Origin of the sequence: Streptomyces sp. TN58, from assembly GCF_001941845.1 — a bacterium.
Taxonomy (GTDB): domain Bacteria; phylum Actinomycetota; class Actinomycetes; order Streptomycetales; family Streptomycetaceae; genus Streptomyces.
Genome location: NZ_CP018870.1, coordinates 2,705,182 through 2,727,815 on the forward strand (window position 1 = coordinate 2,705,182; position 22,634 = coordinate 2,727,815).

Below are 22,634 nucleotides of genomic sequence, written 5' to 3' on the forward strand. Positions count from 1 at the left end.
CCTGCGACGCGGTGACTACACTTGACCCCCATGACCAGAAAGCAGCCTCAGCCGTCTCAACCTGGGCAGATTCGCGTCATGGATCTGTTCGCCGGGGCTGGGGGCTTTTCCTCCGGGTTCAGTCGCTACACCCCTGAGGGGGCGACCAACCCGTTCACCTCGATCGCCGCCGTCGAGTTCGACCGGGCCGCGGCGGCGACGTACGCCGCCAACTTCGGCGGTTCACATGTCTTCGCCGGGGACATCGCGCACTTCGACCCCACTCCCTTCAAGGGACAGGTCGACGTGATCATGGGTGGGCCGCCATGTCAGGGCTTCTCCGGACTCGGCAAGGAGGATCCGACGGACCCGCGCAACGAGCTCTGGCAGGAGTACGTGCGGGTGGTGGCCAAGGTCCACCCCAAGGTGTTCGTCATCGAGAACGTCGACCGTTTCCTGAAATCCGCGCAGTACGCGGAACTCCTCTCGGCTTCCGAGACCCCAGGGCACCCGCTGCACGACTACACGGTGGTGCCGGCCGTGCTGAACGCCGCCGACTACGGAGTACCACAGGCCCGACGGCGTGTGATCGTCATCTGTACCCACAAGGACTTCGCCGAGCCGCTGCGGCACCCGGCACCGACGCATGCCAAGAACGGCTACGAGCAGGACGGCACCCAGGACGTCCTGTTCAACGCGCTTGCCGGCAGTCAGGGTCTGCCGCGCTGGGTTCCGGTTTCCAAGGTCTTCGACATCTCCGCCAAGCGTCCGCTGTCGGAGCGCATGCCCGATCCGCGTGACGACGGGCTTTCGACGTGCTCCGTTCCCGGGCACTACCTCACGACGGATCTCCATTTCGGCCGAAATCCGGAGAACCTTTCCCGCGCTCGGTACATGGCCATTCCCGAGAACGGAAACCGGAAGGACCTTCGCGGGGTCAGCTATCGCCTCGACCGGGCAGGCCGGATTCGCCTCTCCACCGAGAAGGACTACGGCCGGCTGAAGGGGCAGGAGTTCTATCTTTCCACAGCGAGTTGGGACAAGCACGATTCCGGATCCGGCGATGTCATGGGCCGCATGCGGAAAAACGCTCCTTCGGTGACCATTCGGACGGAGTTCTACAAGCCCGAGAAGGGGCGCTACCTGCACCCGACCGAGAACCGGCCGATCACTCACTACGAAGCCGCTCTCATCCAGGGGTTCCCCGAGACGTTCAAGTGGCACGGAACCAAGATCGAGATCGCTCGACAGATCGGCAACGCCGTACCCGTGGGTCTCGGCAGGGCTCTGGCCGAGGCCATCCACACATTTCTTGCGCGCCACAACTGACCCCTGCGTCGGGCCGTCCCGTCAGAGGTGATCCGACGGCTTGAGCAGACTCACGCCCTCCGGCTGCCTCGGCTCGGGGACGCTCTCCCTGCGGGCCGAGCGGTCCCTGATCGGCGCTTCGGCCAACAGCTGCTCGAAGATCGGGATCAGTGCCTCGATCGAGTCGCGGCTCACCTCGCCATCCTGTGGCCCTTCCGGAAGGCGATCCCAAGGTGCCGCGGCCGCGTCCTCCGCATCGTCGATCCAATCCTGCAGCGCATCGGTGTCGGCCGGTCGATCCGGCGCCAGCACGTCGTAGACCAGGGTGCTGCCGGCCGCGTTCACCGCAGCGGAGAGCGCGTTGGCCTGGTCTCCCGCGCGAGGCACGCCGGCCGCGAGTCGCCGTTCGAGAACTTTCAGGATTGCCTGTGCAGTCGGACGGTGATCGATCACGTCCAGTCGCATCGTGGTCTGCAACACGTCCTGCACTCGACAGGCGGTCTCGGTGGGGCGATAGTCGGGTCCGTCACGGAACAACTCGGCAGCCCACCAGAGCCGGGAAAAGGCCTGCGTGTAGTGCGGGCCACAGAAGCGGGCCGCCGTTGCGGCGCCCGGTCCGCTCTCCGTGTCCGAGCCTCGATGCCGCCAGACGACGTAGTCGGGGGCCACCACCATGGCGATGAAGTTCCACAGCCGCCCGTCGGCGGCCTCCGCCCGCGTCATACGCAAGGTGGCGTGCAGCCGAGGTGCGAACCAGCCGTCCGCGGCCGTGCGACGGTCCTCGAAACGACGCATCGCCTCGTCCACCAGAACACGGACAGGCTCGGTCCGCCAACGCTGCGCAGCGCCCAACGTCTCGGCCGCCTTCCGCAGCGCCACCTGCGGCGGCCGCTCCTGCCCGGTCTGAACCGCTCGACCGATGTGCTCGGCCACCGCTGAATCCGTCAACAGGCCCAAAGCCTGGGGTAGTTGCATGCAATCCGTACGGTTCATCGCGTACCACCAGCCCCTTCGAGGTTCTGCAGGGAACGCACCGCGTTGGTCAGGTTCCTCGTCGCGCGGCTTCGTCGCCCGGCTGCGAACTGGACTCCGGTCTGGATCTCCCCCCAGCCGTAACCCTTCGTGCGCCGTTCGACGATCTCGTAGAGCGCGTCGGTCGGTTGGCGACCCGGCAGCACGTCCGGGAGCATCGACCTCAGTACCGACTCGCGCCATCCCTTCGGGAGCATCGGGGTTCCGTCTCCGTCTGTGTCCAGATCGCTGACAGCCGTGTGGAACATCGCGGTCCAGGCGTCCTGCGCAATCTGCGTGGCTGCGAGATCTCGCAACATGCGCTCTGCCGGGCTGCCCCCGGAGCCCCGAAGTGCCGTCATCAGACCTTCGACGGCCCCGGTGTTGAGGTACACGGTCGGAACGTCACCGGTCGTCTCCACGATCCAGGCAGAGTCCTTGTAAGGCCGAAGCCACTCGCACCCTCCCTCCTTGAAGTCCACCTCCACGATCTCGATCTCGCGTTGGCGGGCAGGTGTGGAGGCCTTGAGGTCGACGTACCAGTCCTGTGTGGCGGACCCCACGAGCCGACCGGCCACGCCCTCCACCGTCGCCACCACAGAGACTCCGAGCGTGGCGCGACGCAGGTGCGCCACGCTGTCCAGCTCGATGGTTCCCTGCATCGTCCCGTCGGACGACCGCGACAGAACGGCCGTCGTGCGCGCGTTGGTCGCCTTCTCCGAAAGCACGGCAAGAAACACCACGTCGGACCACGGTCCCGTACGGATCTCCGCCTCCGGGAAGGTGACCGAGAGTCGAAGCCGTGCCCGCTCCCATGCGCCCCGCCCTGCCTGATGCAACGCAACCGCCCGGTCCGTGGCCGAGATCATCGCGTAGGGCAGTTCCCGGTTGTCCACCGAGACGGACACCACCCTCAGCTCCACGTCCCCGAAGATCGTCGGATAGGGAAACACTGCCGTCACACCGAACCTCCGCGCGCCTTCTGAACCTCCACGACGAGTCGCGCGTACCTGCTGCGCACCGGGTGGGTGGCGGGATTCGTGGCGCCGCGGAACACCGCCCTGCGCACTCCGGCATCGACCACGAGGTCACCGTCGTCCACTCGGCAGTTCTCTTCGGGTTCCAGAGCCGCCCATCCGACCACCGGTCGGCCCCCCGACCGAACGTCGAACTTCGCCACAGGTGTCAGTCGCCACGGATCGTCGGCCGCGGGGAGCTTGACCTCCACAGTCACACTCCACGCGCCCGATTCCACCACGTGGGCCGAGACTCCGCGGACGGTCGGGAACGCCTGGGTCCGCCGCGTCGATGCGTTGGGGGCATCCCAGGTCAACAGCTCGCGCAGCGCGGCAGGCCCGCCGGCACGCTTCGCCTCGCGCCGTCCCACCAAGGCACGCACAGCCTTGTCGACGTCGCTGCGGAACTCCTTCAGACGGCTGACGGCACCCCGCTCGTAGAGCGAGGTGAGTTCCTCTGTCCTGTCCCACCGGTCATGTTCGGGCGGTTCCGAGGCACGCAGGAACTCCTCGGCCAACGCCACGTCCTCGCCGTCCCGGTCCGTCGCATAGCCGGCGAGCAGCACGGCCTGGAACGGCATCGTTCCCAAAGGCAGTTCGCGGGGGCGGTGCTCGGTGATGGTCATGCGGTTCCCCCGCATGCACACGACCCGACTGTGTCGCTCGTCCGTGTCCGCAGCCGGGGTGAGCAGGAGGACCGCCAGGTGCTCTCGACCTTTGTCCCGCGCCCTGCCACGCCCCTTCAGGGGTGTCACGATCAGCGGCACCTCGGCACGTGCCACCTGGTCCTCCGAGGTGAGGGTTTCGACCGTGTGGCCGTCGAGGTGGGCTTGTAGTGCGCGGCCAAGGGCGGGATGGCGGGTGTACGGATCGACCCGTTCCTCGGGGACGACCACGTGCCCGTCACGCAGGGTGGAGACGCGCGCCTCCAACAACGGCCCGGCAGCCCGGCCGCCGATCATGGCCGCCCAGAAGCCGTCGGCCAGAGAACGCACCAGTTTGTCGTGGAGGTCACGCAAGTCCTCGGCGTCCCCCGACGCGTCATGGGCGCCGACCACCAGGAAGGACGTGCCCGGCTCGCTCGTGGGCCGATCCAGGTGCAGGCTCCGCACGGCCTTCTCGTCGGCCCACCACGAGCGCGAGACGTCCTTGTGTGCCGGGTCCGTGTCCGGCTCGCCGAACCAGGCCGGCCCCGCGAAGGCCTCACCGTCGACCTCACGCCAGGGCAGGTCGAGTCGACCGATGACGCGTCGTTCGGTCCTGCCTTCATGCGGCTCGGAGAGGGTGGAGTTGATGAGGACGAGACCGAACCGGCTGGCGGCCCACAGGGTCGCCTTGCCCAGGCCGTACGAACCACCCGCACGGCCTGCGGCCTGCTTGTGACTGTCGAGCTGACGCCTGACGACGGCGGCGAATCGACCGTCGTGATACTCGGGCCCGGTCAGCCCGTTGGCGTTGAAGTCGTCCACCCGTAGGAGGAGCAACGAGTTGCTCGACTCCAGTTCGTCCAACGCCGCTCGAAGACTCCTCGACACCTTCTGCTCCGCCGAGGCCGCACGCTCGTAGTGAGGGCGCAACTCGTCCCATTGGAGTGCGGTCAAAAACGAGGACAGGTACTCGCCCGTCAACTCGTGGAGCGTGTAATGCACGCGAACCGGCGCACCGAGATCGCATCGCTCGTCGAGGGCGTTCTGGGTGGCTTCTCTGGCCAGCACGGCCATGTCCGCGTCGAAGGCAAAGGCGGCGGCGTTGCCGTACTCACGTCCACCGTCGGCGTGAGCCGTGCGATGGTGCCACCGCAACGGTCGTCCGGAGGCCACGTCACCGGTGCGACTGTCGACCAAGGCGGGGTGGGTGCCGAACACCTCCGCGATCGCCTTCTTGGTCTCCTCACGCGGCTCCGCCCGTCCGTTGACCCAGGCGGAAACTGCCGCACGGGTCAGTCCGAGTCGGACGGACAGATCGGACTGGGACATGTCCATGCGGTTCAACTGTCGTGTGAGCCAAGGGCCGAAATCCTCACCAGGGTGCTCCATGCATCGCCCTCCGCTGTCCGGCTCGCCACGACTGACGCCGTGATCACCCTAACAGCACTCATTTGACATGGAGGTCGTTGTCAAATATCGGAGACGGAACCCTACGTCCGGACCCTGGGCTGCAGCTCGGCCCGACGGCTCGCGACCACGGCCAGCACTCGCGCCGCCGCCTCGTCGGCCTGTTCGTGCTCCCAGACACGAACGGAGAGCCACCCCGCCTCGGCCAGACGGCCGTCCGTGTCCCGATCCCTACGCTGGTTGCCCTCGATCTTCGCTCGCCAGAACTCGGCATTGTTCTTCGGCCACGTGGCGTGCACCGGGCAGCCATGCCAGAAGCAGCCGTCGACGAACACCGCCACACGCGTGGGCCCGAACACGATGTCGGCCTCACGCCTCACACCCTTCACCGGCCTTCGGTGGACGCGGTATCGAGCCCCTTTGGCGTGCAGCGCCTTGCGCAATGCGATCTCCACGCCCGTGTCGCGCCTCTTCTGGCGACTCATTCGAGCACGCACGGTCGTCGTCGTAGCCAGTTTCTCCACACCACCATTGTGAACCGGCTGGATCGACCCCTCTGAGACGCTGCGCGACGAGGGCGGGGCCGGGCCTAGGGCCTGTCGTCAAAGTGATCCTGCATTGTGGATCATGGTTGGGTGATACGTCGCCATGAACTGTCGGACGCTGAGTGGGAACTCGTGCAGCCGTTGCTGCCTCGGCCCGTGTTGGGGCGGCCGCGGCTGGACGACCGGACGATCCTGAACGGGATCGTGTGGAAGTTCCGGACCGGGGTCGCCTGGCGGGACGTGCCCGACCGGTACGGGTCGTGGGCCAGCCTCCACACCCGTTTCCGCAGGTGGGCGGCGGACGGAACCTTCGAGCGGATGCTCCAGGCCGCGCAGGCGCAAGCGGACGCGGCAGGCGACATCGAGTGGCTGGTGTCGGTGGACTCCACCGTTGTCCGTGCCCACCAGCACGCGGCCGGAGCCCGAAAAGGGGGCTCCGCAGCCCGGCCCTCGGCCGGTCCCGCGGCGGACTGACCAGCAAGATTCACCTGGCCTGCGATGGGGCGGGCCGCCCCCTCGCGTTCGTCCTGACCGGCGGGAACACCAACGACTGCACCCAGTTCACCGCCGTGATGGACGCGATACGGGTGCCCCGGATCGGGCCGGGTCGACCGCGCATCAGGCCCGACCACGTCATCGGCGACAAGGGCTACAGCTCGAAGGCCATCCGTACTTGGCTGCGGCGGCGCGGCGTCACGCACACGATCCCTGAACGGTCCGACCAGGTCCGCAACCGGACCCGGCGAGGCGGCCGGGGAGGCAGGCCGCCGGCCTTCGACAAACAGGTCTACAAGCGCCGCAACGTGGTGGAACGGTGCTTCAACCGGCTCAAGCAGTGGCGCGGCATCGCGACCAGGTACGACAAGACCGCCCAGTCCTACCAAGCAGCCGTCACCCTCGCGTCGCTCCTGATGTGGGCGTGACACTTTGACGACAACTCCTAGCGGTCCGCTGTTGCGTAGGTGGTGGCGGCCATGGCGGCGGCTGAGGTGAAGACCGCCGGCCAGGCGCCGATCTTCTTGGCCAGGGGGTGCGAGCCCGCGAAGGCGGCGATATAGGCCGCGCCCAGCAGGGCCGTCGTCGTCGGCGACGTGCGGCGGTGCCATTCGCGGGCGGCCAGGGTGCCCGCCGCCGCGAGGACCACACCGCCGAGCGGGCGCTTGCCGGTCCAGCGGGCGGCGGCGTAGCCGCCGACCAGGCCGCCTGCGGCTACGAGCGAGGTGGGGAACTGCGCCATGGTGGGGGCCTCCAGCCGTTCGGACGTCACCGCACGAGGCTAACGCGCCCGGCGGGCGAAGCGGCGGGCGGCCGCCACGGCCAGCACGACGGCGGCACCGCCCAGGACGTTGTCCGGGAGCGCGTCCTGAAGGGGCCGCGGGAGCACGGCCATGACCCCCAGGACCACGAAGAACGCCACCGCGCAGGCGGCCAGGCCCATCAGGGCTCTGCTCAGGAGGTTGTTGCGCACGCCCGGCTCAACGCCGGGGCGGGCGGGTCGACACGGGTGGCCCACGACACCGTACGGAAGTCGGATTTGTCGCACACCCTCCGCATCTGCGGACCTCCCCTCCAGAAAACGTCACGGGCGTAGATTCGGTCTCCACAGGGGCGATCCGACCCAAGCCACCCAAGCCGGCCCAAGGAGCTGCAAACGTGATCTGTTACGGACCGGCCGTCCTCGATCTGACGGACGAGCTCGCCGACGCCTATGGCGAGGTCTTCTCGGCCCCGCCGTGGAACGAAGATGCAGAAACCATTCGCCAGTTCGCCGTACGCCTACAGGCCGACAGCCGCCGCGCCGGCTTCCGCACCGCCTTCGCACAGTCGGCCCTCGGCGTCGACGGATTCGCCACCGCCTGGCTGACGCCCCGCGCCTTCCCCACCGACCGCGCCTACCGGCAGGTCGCCGCCCAGCTCGGCCGTCAGCGCGTACGGGAACTCCTCGTCGGCGCCCTGGAGATCGACGAACTCGCCGTACGCCCCCACGCGCGCGGGCACGGCACCGGCCGCGCCCTGCTCGCGGAGATCACCGCCGACGCCCCCGACGCACGCGCCTGGCTGCTGACCGCACGCGTCGCCACCGACACCGTCGCCACCTACCACCGGCTCGGCTGGCACGAGGTGACACCCCTGCCCGGCACGGAGAACGGCGTCGCCGTGTTCCTCGCCCCGAACCACCCCTCGGCCTGAGCGTCGGCCGCCCGCCACCGGGCATACCCGGGGCATGATCACGCGTACCGCACACCGCCAGCTGAACATGGCCACCCACCACCAGCTCCGCCAGGCCGGCATCCCGGCCGCCACCATCAGCGGCCGCAGCCGCCGGGGAGGACCCTGGCAGCGGCTCCTGCCCAGGGTGTACCTCCTGCAGACCGGCCCGCCCGACCCCCGGCAGCAGGCCCTCGCCGCCGTCCTGTACGCCGCCCCCACCTCCGCGGAGCCGCTCTCCGGCACCACCGCCGCACTCACCGGCGGCGCGGCCCTCGCCCTCCTCGGCATCCGCGACGCCCCACCCGAACCACTCGACGTCCTCGTCCGCGCCCCCCGGTCGGTGGCGGCCACCGGCCGCGTCCGACCCCTCACCACCGCCCGATGGCCCGCGACCATCACCATCGCCGGCGTACCCAGCACCCGCCCGGTCCGGGCCGCCACCGACTTCGCGGCCCGCACGGACGACCCGGACCTGGTGCGCTCCGTCCTCGCGAACGTCGTCCAGGGCGGCTGGTGCCACCCGCACGACCTGCACGCCGAACTGCGCGCGGGCCGGATCCGGCACCGCCCCGCCGTCCGGGCGGCGGCCGCCGAGCTGGTCGCCGGAGTACGGTCGATCGCCGAAGGCCGCGCACGCGACGCCCTGTCCGCCACGGACCTGCCCGCACCGCTGTGGAACGCCCGGCTCCACCGACCCGACGGCGCCTTCCTCGCGAGCCCCGACGCGTACTGGCCCGAAGAGGGCGTGGCCCTGGAGATCGACTCCGCGGAGTACCACTACACCCGCGACTCCTGGCAGGCCACACTGCGCCGCAGACTGCGCATGGAGGCGTTGGGCGTCCTGGTGGCCAGCACCACGCCCGGCCTTCTGCGCCACGAACCGGCGGACCTGATCGCCGCGCTCCGCGCGCTCCTCGCCCTGGGCGCCGCCCGCCCCGCCCCACCGCGCGTCACCGCCCGCGGCCACGCCCAGCTGGAACTGCCGCTCCCCAGACCCCCTCAGGCTCCGAAGGCGCGGGACACCGTGTAGATCAGCAGGCCCGCCAGGGCGCCGACCACCGTGCCGTTGATACGGATGAACTGCAGGTCGCGGCCGATGTGGGCCTCGATCTTGCGCGAGGTGTGCTCGGCGTCCCAGCCCGCCACCGTGTCCGTGATCAGCGAGGTGATCTCCCACCGGTAGGTCGTCACGACATAGACGACCGCACCCTCGATCCAGCCCTCCAGCTTCGCCTGCAGGCGGCCGTCCGTGGCCAGGCGCGCGCCCAGCGAGATCAGCGAGGCGCGCACGCGCAGGCGCAGCTCGCTCTGCTCGTCCTCCGCCGCCGAGATGATCATCGAGCGGATCGCGGACCATGCGGAGGCGATGACGTCCTGGACCTCGTCACGGGCCAGGATCTCCGACTTCAGGCGCTCCACCCTCGCGCGCGTCTCCGTGTCCGACTGCAGGTCGGAAGCGAAATCCCGCAGGAAGCGGTCCACCGCCGCGCGCGCCGGATGCTCGGGCATGTCCCGCATCTCCGTGACGAAGCGCAGCAGCTCCTTGTAGACGCGCTCACCCACCTTGCGGTCCACGAACCGCGGGGTCCAGCCGGGCGCGCCGCCCTGGACGGCGTCCGTGATCGAGTCCCCGTGGGTGACCAGCCAGTCGTGGGCCTTGGCGCACACGAGGTCGACGGCACGGCGGTGGCCGCCGTCCGCGACGACCTTCTGCAGCGTCTTGCCCAACCCCGGCGCGATCTCCGCGGACTCGGCGCGCCGGGTGATCGCCTCGCCCACGACGGCCTGCACGTCCGAATCGCGCAGCACGGTCAGCGCACCGCGCAGGGCGGTGGCCAGTTCGGCCGTGACGCGGTCGGCGTGCGCGGGCTCGGCCAGCCAGGCGCCCAGACGGCCGCCGATCCCGAGGGCGTGCAGGCGGGCGCGGACCACGTCGGAGGAGAGGAAGTTCTCCCCGACGAACTCACCGAGCGTGGCGCCGAACTGGTCCTTCTTGGTCGGGATGATCGCCGTGTGCGGGATGGGCAGGCCGAGCGGCCGTTTGAAGAGCGCCGTGACGGCGAACCAGTCCGCGAGCGCGCCGACCATGCCGGCCTCCGCGGCGGCGGCGACGTAGCCGGCCCAGCCGCCGGCGCCGGCGTGCTCGGCGTACGTGGCCAGTACGTACACCAGCGCGACCAGGAGCAGCAGGCCGGTGGCGGTGGCCTTCATGCGGCGGACGCCGCGGCGGCGCTCCTCGTCGGCGGCGTTGAACACGAACGCTCCGCGGGTGGGGGGCGGTGCGTTTGGCGGCGGCTGCGGCGGTGGCGCGGCGGTGCCGCCCGCTGTGGTGCGGTTCTCCATGTGTTCCTGCCTTCCCCCGGGGGCGCCGGTTTTGTCTGCATAGCATCCGACTCCTGGGAGGCGGGGGGAGTTCCCGCCACGCCGTTCCGCTCCCGCGGCGGGTCGCAGTTCGGGGGCGGCCCCGGGCCCGTGTGCTCGGGCTCTGCCCCAGGGCCCGCGCCCTTCCGCTCCCGCGGGGGTAGCGGTTTCGGGGTGGCCCCCGGGTCGGTGTGCGGGGGCTCTGCCCTTCCGCTCCCGCGGGGGTGGCCGTTTCGGGGTGGCCCCCGGGCCGGTGGTGACGGGGCGCTGCCCCAGGCCCCGCGCCTCAAGCGCCGGCGGGGCTGGGATGGTGCGGGCGGTCGCAGGGCCGGGCCCTTCCGCTCCCGCGGGGGTAGCGGTTTGGGGGTGGCCCCCGGGCCGTGTGCTGGGGCTCTGCCCCAGGCCCCGCGCCTCAAGCGCCGGCGGGGCTGGTGTGGTGCGGGCGGTCGCGGGGCCGGGCAGGGGTGTCTCCTCGGCTCGGCGAGCGCAAGCGATCACCACGGTGCCCGGCGGTGACGCCTCGTCCTGCGGGGACACCCCTCCCCGTCCCCGCTCCAACCGCGACGAGAAAGGTGTCCCCAAAGCCCCCTCGGCGGCTGCCGGGTACTGGCGAATGCACTGCTGTGGGGTGGGGACACGGCGGAGTGTCCCCGCAGGACGAGCGCGCACCACCGGCCCGCCTCCGCGATATGCAGTACCGCGCGAGCCGAGGAGACATTCCGGCGGGGCACCACCCCACACCACCCAAGCCCCGCCGGCGATTGAGGCGCGGGGTCTGGGGCAGAGCCCCAGCACCACCGGCCCGGGGGCTACCCCGAAACCGCCACCCCCGCGGGAGCGGAAGGGTCTGGGGCAGCGCCCCGGCACCACCGGCCGGGCCGCAGGGAACCGGCTACTTGTGGAGGGACAGGCCTCCCCCCGGACGCTTCCGCCGCTTGATCTTGACCTCCACGCCGCCCCAGAAGGCGAAGCCCGTCACCACCACCCGCGGAGCGCCCGGTTCCGTCGGGCCCGGGCTGTCCCGCTGGTCGAACGCGCCCATGAAGCCGAAGCCCCGTACGTCCACATCCACCCCCGGCGGCACCGTGATCTCGATGCCGCCCATCACCGCGACGCAGTTGATCACCACCTCGCGCTGCGCGAAGTCCGCCTCGCGCAGGTCCAGCTCACCGCCGCCCCAGAACGCCACCGCGTCGAAGCGGGCCGGAACCGTCCACCGGCCCTTGCGCTGGAAGCCAGACATCACCGCCACGGCCCACGACGACGTCCCCGTCCCGCCGATCCGGGCCGGCCAGTCGGAGCCGCCCGCCGCCACCGCCGGCGGCGGGGCGGCGGCCGGGCCGGTGGGCGCCGGGAGGTCGGCCGTCAGCGGTTCCAGCTCCGCGTACGTGCGGGACTTGTACGCGGCCTCCAGCCGCTCCTCGAACTCGTCCATGTCGAGCCGGCCCTCGGCGACGGCGTCCCGAAGACGCTCCACCACCCGGTCCCGGTCGGCATCCGACGCCCTCAACTCCGGCAACGGCTTCTCCGGCCGCTCGTCACTCATACGCACCAGACTATGCACGCCCGCACGCGAGTTGTATGGCCCGACCCCTGATACCGCCCCCACCGAACCCTGAGACCGCCCCCGAGCCCCGCCGCGGCGCGGCCGTGCTCAGCCCCGGCCCGCGTACATCCGCGCGATGACGTCCTCGATGTCCGGCTCCCGCACCGACAGGTCCACCAGCGGATACCGCGCCGCCACCGCCGACACCAGCGGCGCCGCCGACGACCCCGCCGGGAACGCCAGCCACTGCCTCGGCCCCTCCACCTTCACCACCCGCGCCCCCGGCACACTGATCGGCGCCAGCTCCCGCTCCAGGTCCACCACCAGCGTCCGCTCGCTCTCCCCCGCCGCCCCCGCCGCGTGCAGACCGCCCAGCGCCCCGTCGTACATCAACCGCCCGTGGTCGATCACCATCACCCGCTCGCAGAGCTGCTCGATGTCCTGCAGGTCGTGCGTGGTCAGCAGCACCGTCGTGCCGCGTTCCTCGTTCAACTGCCGCAGGAAGCCGCGCACCTTCGCCTTGCTCACCACGTCCAGCCCGATCGTCGGCTCGTCCAGGTACAGCACGTCCGGATCGTGCAGCAGCGCCGCCGCGATGTCCCCCCGCATCCGCTGCCCGAGCGACAGCTGGCGTACCGGTACGTCGAGCAGCTCCGCCAGGTCGAGGCGGTCCACGCACCGCTCCAGGTTCTCCTCGAACCGCGCCCGCGGCACCCGGTACATCCGCCGCATCAGCCCGTAGGAGTCCTTCAGCGGCAGGTCCCACCACAGTGTGGTGCGCTGCCCGAACACCACCCCGATCCGCTGCGCGAGGCGCACCCGCTCCCGCGACGGGTCGATGCCCGCGACCCGCAGCCGGCCGCCGCTCGGCGTCAGGATGCCGGTCAGCATCTTGATCGTCGTCGACTTGCCCGCCCCGTTGGGGCCGATGTAGCCGACCACCTCACCCCGCGCGACCGTGAAGCTGATCCCGTCCACCGCCCTGACCTGGCGTTTCTCCCGGCGCATCAGACCCACCCGGCGCCGTACGTCAAAGACCTTCTCGACCCCGTCCAGCGAGATCAGCGCATCATCCACCACGACTCAGCTCCCCGTGCTCCGGTACGAACGGACTCCCGCGCGCCAGGCCAGCGACGCGGGCACGAACACCGCGAGGGCCACCAGCGGGCTCAGGAACGCGGCCCACCCCGGCAGACCCAGCGGATCGGGCCGGCCCAGCACGTACAGCGCGGGCAGCCAGTTGACGAAGGCCAGCGGGACGACGAAGGTCACCCCGCGCAGCAGGTCGGTCGCGAAGACCGTCGGCGGGTACTGCAGCATCGTGCAGCCGCCGTAGGTGAAGGAGTTCTGCACCTCCGCCGCGTCCCCGGCGACGAACTGGAACGCCGCCCCGCCCACCATCACCGCCGCGAAGATCGACCCGCCGGCCAGCAGCATCACCGGTACCAGCAGCACCTTCACGGCCGTCCACTCCACGTCCAGCGTCCACAGCGCCCAGCCCAGCACCCCCAGCCCCTGCCCGATCCGGCCCAGCCGGCGCAGCGCGAACCGGTCGGCCGCGACCTGCGCGAGCAGCGGCAGCGGGCGCACCAGCATGGTGTCGAGCGAGCCGTCACGGATCCTGGCGCCGATCCGGTCGGTGTTGCCCAGCAGCAGGTCCGCCAGCCCCAGGGCCGCCGAGCAGGACCCGTACAGCAGCGCGACCTCGGGCAGCGTGAAGCCGCCGAGGACGTCCACGTGCGAGAACATGATGTAGATCGCGACGAAGTCCAGCAGCGTGATCGCCGCGTTCCCCAGCGTCGACAGGACGAAGGACGTCCGGTACGTCATCGTCGACCGGATCCACATCGCCACGATCAGGCCGTAGCCGCGCAGCCCCTCCCGGAACCGGCCGCGCGCCGGCGGCACCTCCAGCCCGGCGAACTCCCGCCGCTCCCGTACCGCGTCGGCCACCCCGGCCGCGCCACCCGCCTCGGCCACCCCAGCCACCTCAGCCACCCTGGACCACCACCTTCCGCGTAGCCGCCGACTGCAACAGCCGTCCCACACCCAGCAGTACGAGGACCCAGCCCGCCTGGAAGCCCAGCGCACGGACCGCGCCCCCGGCCCCCGCGTGCTCGCCCAGCAGCACGTCCAGCGGGACCTGGAGCATCGCCGCCCACGGCAGTACGCGCACGAACTCACCGAAAGCACCGGGGAAGACGGTCAGCGGCAGCAGCATCCCCGAGAAGAAGACCGAGACGACGGTCGCCATCAGGTTGATCCCGGAGCCGTCCAGCAGCCAGAAGGCCAGCAGTCCCAGCAGGTAGCGCACCGCGAAGCTCACCACCAGCCCCAGCGTCACCGACACGAGGAACAGCAGCCAGCGCGACGGGTCCGAAGGCAGCGCCAGCCGGAAGACCAGCGCCCCCGCCGCGAGCGGGACCAGCCCCCGCCCCAGCAGTTGGAAGGCAGCCCGGCCCAGGTCGGCCGCCAGCCACCACACCTGCAGGTCGGCGGGCCGGTACAGGTCGACGGCGATGTCGCCCGTACGCACCCGCTCCTGAAGCTCCTCCTGGAACCCGCCCCCGATCAACGCCCCCGCCGCCAGCAGCGACTGGCTCACCCAGACGAACGTCAGGGCCTGCGCCTGGTCGTACCCGCCCAGCCCCGGCCGCTGCTCCCACAGCGCGATGTAGGTGAAGGCAACGATGAACCCGAACACGGTGTTGGTGAACACCCCCGCCGCGGTCGCCGTCCCGTAGGTGGCGTAGCGCCGGAATCCGCCGGCCGCGACCGCCGCGTAAAGGGCCACTCTCTGGCGCACCGTATCCCCTCCGTTTTCCACGTCGTTCCTACGTCGGCCAAAGCGCGCGAGCTTAGTGCGGAGGGGCGAGCCACGCGACCGATTTACCCCCGTCCGGAGCGGTTGTCACCGGCCATCGGGTAGACACCATGAGGTACAGAAGTGGATATTTCGAACAGCGTCGAGGAGTCCTGGAGATGAGCGACCCGTCACCGCCCGCGGGCTGGACCCCTCGCGACCCGGACGCCCCGGATACCCCGCCCGACAGCGCGCCAGGGCCCCGCCCGGCGAGGGAGACCCGCCGCCGGCGGACCGGCCCGCGCCGCCTCCTCCCCACCTGGCGCACGGTCCTCGGCACCGTACTGCTCCTCGCCCTCCTGATCGGCGGCGGCCTCATGGCCGGCTACCTGCTGGTCGACATCCCGCCGGCCAACGCCGCCGCGACCGCCCAGTCCAACGTCTACCTCTACTCCGACGGCTCCCAGATCGCCCGCGACGGCGAGGTCAACCGCGTCAACGTGCCCCTCTCCCAGATCCCGCGGACCGTCCAGCAGGCCGTACTGGCCGCGGAGGACCGGGACTTCTACTCCGAACGGGCCGTGGACCCCAAGGCCATGGTCCGCGCCGCATGGAACACCGCCACCGGCAAAGGCACCCAGTCCGGCTCGACGATCACCCAGCAGTACGTCAAGAACTACTACCTCGGCCAGGAACAGACCCTGAAACGCAAAGCCAAGGAGTTCTTCATCGCGATCAAACTCGGTCGCGAGAAGTCGAAGGCCTACATCCTTGAGGGATACCTCAACACCAGCTACTTCGGCCGCAACGCCTACGGCATCCAGGCCGCCTCCCAGGCCTACTACGGCAAGGACGTCGGCGACCTCACCACCGCCGAGGGTGCCTACCTCGCCACCCTCCTCAACTCCCCCAGCGCCTTCGACGTCGTCTCCCACCCGCAGAGCCGCCCCCGCGCCCTCGCCCGCTGGAACTACGTCCTCGACGGCATGGTCAAGAAGGGCTGGCTGCCCGCCGTCGAACGCGCGGCCACGCAGTTCCCCGAACCGGGCAAGGTACGGGCCGCCGCCGGCCTGTCCGGCCAGCGCGGCTACCTCGTCGAAGCGATCAAGGAGTTCATCGTGGACCGGGAGATCCTCGACGACAAGACCCTCGCCGAGGGCGGCTACCGCATCCGCACCACCATCGACCGGCGCCGCCAGGCCGACTTCGCCGCGGCCGTCGACGACCAGATGCTCGGCAAACTCGACCCCGGGGCCCGCAAGGCGGACCGGCTGGTGCGGGCGGGCGGAGTCTCCATCGACCCGGCCACCGGCAAGGTCGTCGCCATGTACGGCGGCGTCGACTACACCAGGCAGTACGTCAACAACGCGACCCGGCACGACTACCAGGTCGCCTCCACCTTCAAACCGTTCGTCTTCGCCGCCGCCGTGGAGAACGGCTCCCGCACCCAGGACGGCCGCCGCATCACCCCCCACACGATCTACAACGGCGACAACAAGCGCCCCGTCACCGGCGGCCGGATCCGCTTCGCCCCCGAGAACGAGGGCCAGATCTCGTACGGGAACATCACCGTCAACACCGCCACCGACCTGTCCGTCAACGCCGTCTACGCACAGATGGCCGTCGACGTCGGCACCGCCGAGGTCAAGAAGACCGCCATCGACCTCGGCATCCCCGAGGACACCCCGAACTTCGTCGTCGGCCCGGCCATGGCCCTCGGCACCCTCCAGGCCAGCGTCCTCGACATGACCCAGGCGTACGCCACCCTCGCCGACCACGGCCGCCGCACCCCCTACACCTTCCTGGAGGAGATCGCCAAGGGCGACGACAAGATCCCCCTGCCCGAGCGGACGCCCGTCCAGGCCATCAGCCGCGAAGCCGCGGACACCACCACGTCCATGCTGGTCAGCGTCGTCGACAACGGCACCGGTACGGCAGCCCTCGCCGCAGGCCACCCCGCCGCCGGCAAGACCGGCACCGGCGAACTGGACCGCTCGGCCTGGTTCGCCGCCTACACCCCGAACCTGGTCACGGTCGTCGCCATGATGGGCCAGGACCCCGACACCGGCACCCTGGAGTCGCTGTACGGAGCCCTCGGCGAGCCCCGCATCGGCGGTGGCGGCTACCCGGCCCGGATCTGGGCGGCCTACACGAAGACCGCGCTGGAGGCCACCGACCCCGTCGACTTCGACCTCGACCTCCAGCCGGGCGCCGCGGAGCCCCCGCCGCCGCCCTCCTCGCAGTGGACCCCGCCGCAGGAAACACCGGACGACGACACCGACTCCCCCGCCCCGCGGCCGAGCGGGCCGACCCGCGGCCAGGACAACGGAGGACGGGACGGCGACGGACAGGACAGCAGCGGGCAGGACAACGGGGGCCGCACACAGGGCGGCCGGGACAACGCGGGCCAGGACGGCGGCCGCGACAACGGCGGCCGGACCCAGGGCGGCCGGACCCAGGGCGGCCAGGACAACGGCGGTACCGGCACCGCAAACGGGCAGGGCGACGAGGGCGGCACCACCGCAGGCACCCAGGGCGGCACCGGCGGCACCGGCGGCCCGGGCGGCTCCGACGGCGGCGGCGTCATCGGCGGCCCGCGCCCGCCGTCGGCGTTCCTGGAATAGCCGGGTGCCGGCCGGTGCGGCTGGTGCCGGCCGGTGCCCGGCCGCGGTCAGTGCCCGGAAGTGGCCTTCAGCCCCACCACGGCGACCAGCAGCAGACAGATGAAGAAGATCCGGGCGGCGGTGACGGGCTCACCCAGCACCGCCATACCGAGCACCGCCGCACCGGCGGCACCGATACCCACCCACACCCCGTACGCCGTGCCGATGGGCAGGGTCTTCGCGGCGTAGGACAGCAACACCATGCTGGCCACGATCCCGGCACCCGTGAACACACTGGGCCACAGCCGGGTGAACCCCTCCGTGAACTTCATACCGATCGACCAGCCCACTTCGAGCAGACCGGCGAGAAGAAGCAGAACCCAGGCCATGACGGCACCTCCGAGACATCGGGCGATACGGGGTGCGTCGTCTTGTCGTACCCGGTACGGCGCGTCTCGTCGGGGTCTCCCCACCGTAGCAAAACACAGCACAAAGGGCCGGTGACCTCGGCCACCAGCCCTTCCCGCCCCGCACCGGACCAGTAGCCGGATCAGTGGGGCCGGATCAGAGGTACAGCCCGGTGGAGTCCTCCGACCCCTCCAGCCGCTCCGCGGCCACGGCGTGCAGGTCCCGCTCGCGCATCAGCACGTACGTCGCCCCGCGCACCTCGACCTCGGCACGGTCCTCCGGGTCGTACAGCACCCGGTCACCGGGCTCGACGGTCCGGACGTTCTGCCCGACCGCCACGACCTCGGCCCAGGCCAGCCGCTTGCCCACGGCGGCCGTGGCCGGGATCAGGATGCCGCCGCCCGAGCGCCGCTCGCCCTCGGGCAGGTCGGACTTCACGAGCACGCGGTCGTGCAGCATACGGATGGGCAGCTTGTCGTGGGTGGTGTTCTCGCTCACGCCACGAACCTACCTGTCCGCACGCCTCCCGTACCCCGCAGGGTCACCCGCGCCTACGGCGCGCCGACACCACGAGCAGCCCGACCACACCGACCGCGAGCAGCGCGACGGGCACGACGCGCTCAAGGCGCGGGCTGCCGTCCTCGTGCCGCATACCGTCGCGCACGTCGGTCACGACACGGTTCACCGTGGCGAAGGCCCGGCCCGCGGTCTGGTCGACGGTCGAGGCGACCCGGGCCCGCGCGTCCCCGATGATCGTCTGGGGGTGCATGCGCACGCCGATCTCGTCGAGCGTCTCGGCGAGCTGCTCGCGGCGGCGGACGATGTCCGCCTCGATCTGTGCGGGGGTCCTGGCTTCCGACACCGCGCTGCCTCCGTCGTCGTGGTCGTGATCGTGTGGGGGCGTAGTCCGCCGTGAACAGTCTGTCAGCTTAGTCTCGTGACGTACCGATCCCCTCCCGAGGAGACTGTCAGATGAGCGAGCGACTGCAGCCGGGCGACACCGCCCCCGCCTTCACCCTGCCCGACGCGGACGGCAACGAGGTCTCGCTCGCCGACCACAAGGGCCGCAAGGTCATCGTCTACTTCTACCCCGCCGCCCTGACGCCGGGCTGCACGAAGCAGGCGTGCGACTTCACGGACAACCTGGACACCCTGGCCGCGGCCGGCTACGACGTCATCGGCGTCTCCCCCGACAAGCCGGAGAAACTGGCGAAGTTCCGCGAACAGGAGCACCTGAAGGTGACGCTGGTCGGCGACCCGGAGAAGGAGACGCTGGCGGCGTACGGGGCGTTCGGGGAGAAGAAGCTGTACGGCAAGACGGTCACGGGCGTGATCCGCTCCACGGTGGTCGTCGACGAGGAGGGCAAGGTCGAGCACGCCTTCTACAACGTGAAGGCGACGGGCCACGTAGCCAAGATCATCAAGGACCTGGGCATCTGACCACCCCCGTCCCCCGGAGCGGGCCGCCCCACCCGGGGCGGCCCGCTCCGCTTATCGGACGAAACCCGCCGTATCCGTCCGACTATCGGCTCGTTACTCCGTACGAGGGCCGCACACGCGGCCGTGTGCACGGAGGGGGCGGTCATGGGAGATCCGTACGAGCGAGAGTCGCTGGCCGTGGCGATTGCCGCGTCGACGGGGTGGGCCGACCTGATCAGGAGGCTGGGGCTGCAGGTCAGCGGTGGTCGGCGGCGGGCGCTCCAGCTGGCGGCGGAACGCCATGGAATCGACACCCGCCACTTCGCACGCCACGACTCCCGGCGCACCTATTCCGACGAGGCCATCGCCTCGGCAGCCGCCTCCTCATTCACGGTTCGAGAGGTCGCCCTCGAACTCGGCGCCCGACCATCCACGGGCACGCTGTCGCACCTCGTTCGCCGCATCGCCGCTGCGGGCATCGACATCAGCCACTTCAGAGGCCTACGGCGAGAGCGCGTGGAGTTGCCCTTCACCACACAGGAGCTCACCGTCGCCGCCGCATCCTCCGACAGCATCCGCGCCACGGGGCGCGCTCTCGGCATGCCGGACGACGGCCGGGCCAGGGCCGCACTCGCAAGGGCGCTGAAGGCGCACTCGATCGACACCACCCATTTCCGGAACTCACGCTTGGCCATCGCCGAGGCAGACCTGCGGGCGGTCGTTCCGCATGCCACGAGCCATGCGGACGTCATGCGCGCACTCGGGATCGAGGTCAATGACGTGAACCATCGGCGAGTTCGGCGGAGGATCGCGCAACTCGACGTGGACGTCAGCCACTTCACGCGACGACCATGGAGCAGGACCCCGGCTGCGGCCGTCAAGGACATGGCAGCCGACACTCTCGTCCTGAGCCCCGCCGGGTCCCCCCGGACCAAGCGCTCCCGACTACACCGCGCCTTGCAGGAAATCGGGGTTCCGTACGCATGTACCAGCTGTGGCAACCCCGGCGAATGGCAGGGCCAGCCGATCACGCTTCAGATCGACCACGTGAACGGCGACTGGCTCGACAACCGGTGCGAAAACCTGCGATACCTCTGCCCCAACTGCCACGCCCAGACAGACACGTGGTGCCGGAAGCGCCCTCCCAGGGCTGACTCCCGCTCCGGCCGCCCGTAGACTGAGAGCGATCCAGCAGGACATAATGTCCGAATTGGGCGACATGTCGCGGTTGTGGTGGAATAGGTAGTCACGCTGGGTTTAGGTCCCAGTGGGGTAAAACCCGTGGGGGTTCGAGTCCCCCCAACCGCACACTTCACGCCGAAGGCCTCGTACACCTCACCACCGTGTACGAGGCCTTCGGCGTGTGCGGGCGCGGTCAGCCCAGGAGGGCGCGGATGAAGGGGACCAGGGCGCGGAAGGCCTGGCCGCGGTGTGAGATGGCGTTCTTCTCGGCCGGGGTCAGTTCCGCGCAGGTGCGGGACTGGCCGAGGGGCTGGAGGATCGGGTCGTAGCCGAAGCCGCCCGTGCCGGACGGGGTGTGGCGCAGGGTGCCCAGGAGGCGGCCCTCGACGACCCGTTCGGTGCCGTCGGGGAGGGCGAGGGCCGCCGCGCACGCGAAGTGGGCTCCGCGGTTCTCGTCGGCGATGTCGCCGAGCTGGGCGAGAAGCAGGTCCAGGTTGGCCTTGTCGTCGCCGTGGCGGCCGGCCCAGCGGGCGGAGAAGATGCCGGGGGCGCCGTGCAGGACGTCGACGCAGAGGCCGGAGTCGTCGGCGACGGCGGGCAGGCCGGTGGCCTGGGCGAGGGCGTGGGCCTTGAGGAGGGCGTTCTCCGCGAAGGTGACGCCGGTCTCCTTGACGTCGGGGATCTCCGGGTACGCGTCCGCGCCGACCAGCCCGTGGGGCAGGCCGGCGTCGGCGAGGATGGCGCGCAGTTCGGAGATTTTGCCCGCGTTGCGGGTCGCGAGGATCAGGCGGCTGGGCGTCGAGGTCATGCCCTCATTATCCCGGGGTGCAGACCTTGGAGATCTCGCTGGCGGCGTCGGCGACGGGCTTGATGTCGGGGACGGAGTTGCCGCTGTCGATGGAGGTGCGGACGTTCGTGACGGCCTTGTTCATGGAGTCGATGGCCTTGCCGAGGTCGGCGTTGTCGGTCTGGTCGCCGATCTTCTTGAGGTTGGCCTCGATCTGGTCGAGCGCGTTCTTGGCGTCCTGGGGGCTGTTGCCCGCCTGGGAGACGGCCTGCTGGAGGTCGTTGGCGCCGTCCGTGATGGCGACGGCGGTGTTCGCGCAGTCCATGGCCGTGGAGATGGCGTCGCAGGCGGTGAGGGCCGGGACGGTCAGGACGGCTGCCGCGGCTACGGCCGCTATGCGGAGCTTCATGCGTTTCTCCCGAGAGGACGTCTACGTGGGCGGGCGCACGGCTGTTGCGCCGTGCGCCCGTTGTCCGTAGGGACGCCGGAGGGGGCCTGTGTGGTTGCCCCTGGCCCTTGGCCGTGGCCGTGGCCCCGCGTGCGGTGGCCGCGCCGGGTTCACCGCGTGGCGGCGCCCGGCCGGGCAGGCCTCTTCGGCGACCCCTCAGAGGCCCAGTGCGCTGCGCTGGATGGCTTCGAGGTCGGCGCATCCGCCGGCGGCGAGGTCGAGGAGGGCGTTGAGTTCCTTGCGGTCGAAGGGTTCGCCTTCGGCGGTGCCCTGGACCTCGACGAAGCGGCCGTCGCCGGTGCAGACGACGTTCATGTCGGTTTCGGCGCGCACGTCCTCCTCGTAGCAGAGGTCGAGGAGGGGGACGCCGTCGACGATGCCGACGCTGACGGCTGCGACGGTTCCGGTGAGGGGCTTGCGGCCGGCCTTGACGAGCTTCTTGGACTGGCCCCAGGCGACGGCGTCGGCGAGGGCGACGTAGGCGCCGGTGATGGCGGCGGTGCGGGTGCCGCCGTCGGCCTGGAGGACGTCGCAGTCCAGAACGATGGTGTTCTCGCCGAGGGCCTTGTAGTCGATGACGGCGCGCAGGGAGCGGCCGATGAGGCGGGAGATCTCGTGGGTGCGGCCGCCGATCTTGCCGCGTACGGATTCGCGGTCGCCGCGGGTGTTGGTGGAGCGGGGGAGCATCGAGTACTCGGAGGTGACCCAGCCTTCGCCGCTGCCCTTGCGCCAGCGGGGGACGCCTTCGGTGAAGGAGGCGGTGCAGAAGACCTTGGTGTCTCCGAAGGAGATGAGGACGGAGCCCTCGGCGTGCTTGCTCCATCCGCGTTCGATGGTGACCGGGCGGAGCTGTTCGGGCGTACGGCCGTCGATGCGAGACATGTGTCCGAGCCTAGTGGGTGGGAGGGGGTGTCCGGCCGGTGAGGCCGTTTCCGTCCCTTCCGCCCCCCCGT

23 protein-coding genes, 1 tRNA gene, 1 pseudogene and 1 riboswitch are annotated in these 22,634 nt (G+C 70.7%); of the genes and pseudogenes, 8 read left to right on the forward strand and 17 right to left on the reverse strand.

All coding sequences use genetic code 11. From position 1 onward, the window contains the following. Positions 1–78 precede the first annotated feature (78 nt). On the forward strand, positions 79–1,308 hold the full coding sequence (locus tag BSL84_RS12305; protein ID WP_045323552.1) for a DNA cytosine methyltransferase: 1,230 nt from the start codon (positions 79–81) through the stop codon (positions 1,306–1,308). 21 nt (positions 1,309–1,329) lie between these two features. Here BSL84_RS12305 and BSL84_RS12310 read toward each other — a convergent pair whose 3' ends face one another. From BSL84_RS12310 to BSL84_RS12325, 4 genes are all read right to left on the reverse strand, one after another. Beyond that, entirely contained in the window at positions 1,330–2,220 is an 891-nt protein-coding gene (locus BSL84_RS12310) for a DUF6339 family protein (protein WP_234363452.1), read from the reverse strand. Between the two features lie 56 nt (positions 2,221–2,276). Beyond that, a complete protein-coding gene (locus BSL84_RS12315; RefSeq protein WP_075970348.1) occupies positions 2,277–3,260 on the reverse strand; it encodes a hypothetical protein in 984 nt (327 codons plus the stop codon). Then, positions 3,257–5,296, reverse strand: a complete 2,040-nt coding sequence (locus BSL84_RS12320) for a helix-turn-helix domain-containing protein (RefSeq protein ID WP_234308548.1) — start codon at positions 5,294–5,296, stop codon at positions 3,257–3,259. Before BSL84_RS12320 ends, BSL84_RS12315 begins: the two co-directional genes overlap by 4 nt. A 155-nt stretch (positions 5,297–5,451) precedes the next feature. After that, positions 5,452–5,892, reverse strand: a complete 441-nt coding sequence (locus tag BSL84_RS12325; protein WP_267894039.1) for a very short patch repair endonuclease — start codon at positions 5,890–5,892, stop codon at positions 5,452–5,454. A gap of 114 nt (positions 5,893–6,006) precedes the next feature. Here BSL84_RS12325 and BSL84_RS34720 point away from each other — a divergent pair. Then, a pseudogene (locus BSL84_RS34720) lies at positions 6,007–6,836 on the forward strand (IS5 family transposase). Positions 6,837–6,853: 17 nt separating this feature from the next. Here the strand turns inward: BSL84_RS34720 and BSL84_RS12340 are convergent. Continuing rightward, entirely contained in the window at positions 6,854–7,150 is a 297-nt protein-coding gene (locus BSL84_RS12340) for a hypothetical protein (protein ID WP_030028276.1), read from the reverse strand. 39 nt (positions 7,151–7,189) lie between these two features. After that, on the reverse strand, positions 7,190–7,381 hold the full coding sequence (locus BSL84_RS12345; RefSeq protein WP_045323547.1) for a hypothetical protein: 192 nt from the start codon (positions 7,379–7,381) through the stop codon (positions 7,190–7,192). Between the two features lie 185 nt (positions 7,382–7,566). Here BSL84_RS12345 and BSL84_RS12350 point away from each other — a divergent pair, with 185 nt between their 5' ends. Both BSL84_RS12350 and BSL84_RS12355 read left to right on the forward strand, forming a co-directional pair. After that, the gene (locus BSL84_RS12350) at positions 7,567–8,103 is read left to right on the forward strand and encodes a GNAT family N-acetyltransferase (RefSeq protein WP_045323546.1); all 537 of its coding nucleotides are present in this window, start codon (positions 7,567–7,569) and stop codon (positions 8,101–8,103) included. A 34-nt stretch (positions 8,104–8,137) separates the two neighbouring features. Further along, positions 8,138–9,154, forward strand: a complete 1,017-nt coding sequence (locus tag BSL84_RS12355; RefSeq protein ID WP_075970349.1) for a hypothetical protein — start codon at positions 8,138–8,140, stop codon at positions 9,152–9,154. On the opposite strand, the gene BSL84_RS12360 is transcribed toward BSL84_RS12355, so the two are convergent. The 5 genes from BSL84_RS12360 to BSL84_RS12380 all read right to left on the reverse strand — a co-directional run bounded on the left by BSL84_RS12360 (position 9,124) and on the right by BSL84_RS12380 (position 14,837). Beyond that, positions 9,124–10,467, reverse strand: a complete 1,344-nt coding sequence (locus BSL84_RS12360) for a DUF445 domain-containing protein (protein WP_030028272.1) — start codon at positions 10,465–10,467, stop codon at positions 9,124–9,126. The two genes, BSL84_RS12355 and BSL84_RS12360, sit on opposite strands and share 31 nt — an antisense overlap. Positions 10,468–11,377: 910 nt before the next feature. Beyond that, entirely contained in the window at positions 11,378–12,031 is a 654-nt protein-coding gene (locus tag BSL84_RS12365; RefSeq protein WP_075970350.1) for a DUF1707 SHOCT-like domain-containing protein, read from the reverse strand. Between the two features lie 108 nt (positions 12,032–12,139). Next, positions 12,140–13,111 (reverse strand): ABC transporter ATP-binding protein, encoded by a 972-nt coding sequence (locus tag BSL84_RS12370; RefSeq protein ID WP_030029800.1) that lies wholly within the window; start codon positions 13,109–13,111, stop codon positions 12,140–12,142. Positions 13,112–13,114: 3 nt separating this feature from the next. Then, positions 13,115–13,984: an ABC transporter permease gene (locus BSL84_RS12375; RefSeq protein WP_051873254.1), complete on the reverse strand. Its 870-nt coding sequence runs from the start codon at positions 13,982–13,984 to the stop codon at positions 13,115–13,117. A gap of 37 nt (positions 13,985–14,021) precedes the next feature. After that, positions 14,022–14,837, reverse strand: a complete 816-nt coding sequence (locus BSL84_RS12380; protein WP_078849251.1) for an ABC transporter permease — start codon at positions 14,835–14,837, stop codon at positions 14,022–14,024. A gap of 176 nt (positions 14,838–15,013) precedes the next feature. On the opposite strand from BSL84_RS12380, the gene BSL84_RS12385 reads away from it, so the two are divergent. Continuing rightward, on the forward strand, positions 15,014–17,458 hold the full coding sequence (locus BSL84_RS12385; protein ID WP_075970351.1) for a transglycosylase domain-containing protein: 2,445 nt from the start codon (positions 15,014–15,016) through the stop codon (positions 17,456–17,458). A gap of 47 nt (positions 17,459–17,505) precedes the next feature. Here the strand turns inward: BSL84_RS12385 and BSL84_RS12390 are convergent, their stop codons facing one another. The 3 genes from BSL84_RS12390 to BSL84_RS12400 all read right to left on the reverse strand — a co-directional run bounded on the left by BSL84_RS12390 (position 17,506) and on the right by BSL84_RS12400 (position 18,707). Beyond that, positions 17,506–17,826 (reverse strand): DMT family transporter, encoded by a 321-nt coding sequence (locus BSL84_RS12390; RefSeq protein WP_030026576.1) that lies wholly within the window; start codon positions 17,824–17,826, stop codon positions 17,506–17,508. A 31-nt stretch (positions 17,827–17,857) separates the two neighbouring features. After that, positions 17,858–17,921: riboswitch (guanidine-III (ykkC-III) riboswitch) on the reverse strand. Between the two features lie 80 nt (positions 17,922–18,001). Further along, positions 18,002–18,343 (reverse strand): GroES family chaperonin, encoded by a 342-nt coding sequence (locus tag BSL84_RS12395; RefSeq protein WP_030009035.1) that lies wholly within the window; start codon positions 18,341–18,343, stop codon positions 18,002–18,004. Between the two features lie 43 nt (positions 18,344–18,386). Beyond that, entirely contained in the window at positions 18,387–18,707 is a 321-nt protein-coding gene (locus BSL84_RS12400) for a DUF3618 domain-containing protein (RefSeq protein WP_030026574.1), read from the reverse strand. Between the two features lie 110 nt (positions 18,708–18,817). Between BSL84_RS12400 and bcp the strand changes: the two genes are divergently transcribed. From bcp to BSL84_RS12415, 3 genes are all read left to right on the forward strand, one after another. Beyond that, positions 18,818–19,285: a thioredoxin-dependent thiol peroxidase gene (gene bcp, locus BSL84_RS12405; RefSeq protein WP_075970352.1), complete on the forward strand. Its 468-nt coding sequence runs from the start codon at positions 18,818–18,820 to the stop codon at positions 19,283–19,285. 144 nt (positions 19,286–19,429) lie between these two features. Further along, on the forward strand, positions 19,430–20,440 hold the full coding sequence (locus tag BSL84_RS12410; RefSeq protein ID WP_075970353.1) for an HNH endonuclease: 1,011 nt from the start codon (positions 19,430–19,432) through the stop codon (positions 20,438–20,440). A gap of 48 nt (positions 20,441–20,488) precedes the next feature. Beyond that, positions 20,489–20,572, forward strand: a tRNA-Leu gene (locus BSL84_RS12415). 67 nt (positions 20,573–20,639) lie between these two features. Here BSL84_RS12415 and rdgB read toward each other — a convergent pair. From rdgB to rph, 3 genes are all read right to left on the reverse strand, one after another. Next, positions 20,640–21,254 carry an RdgB/HAM1 family non-canonical purine NTP pyrophosphatase gene (rdgB, locus tag BSL84_RS12420; RefSeq protein WP_030026571.1) on the reverse strand — a complete coding sequence of 205 codons (615 nt, stop codon included), beginning with the start codon at positions 21,252–21,254 and terminating at the stop codon, positions 20,640–20,642. A gap of 7 nt (positions 21,255–21,261) precedes the next feature. Further along, the gene (locus BSL84_RS12425; RefSeq protein ID WP_030026570.1) at positions 21,262–21,642 is read right to left on the reverse strand and encodes a hypothetical protein; all 381 of its coding nucleotides are present in this window, start codon (positions 21,640–21,642) and stop codon (positions 21,262–21,264) included. Positions 21,643–21,837: 195 nt separating this feature from the next. After that, positions 21,838–22,563 (reverse strand): ribonuclease PH, encoded by a 726-nt coding sequence (gene rph / locus BSL84_RS12430; RefSeq protein ID WP_030026569.1) that lies wholly within the window; start codon positions 22,561–22,563, stop codon positions 21,838–21,840. Between the last annotated feature and the right edge of the window lie 71 nt (positions 22,564–22,634).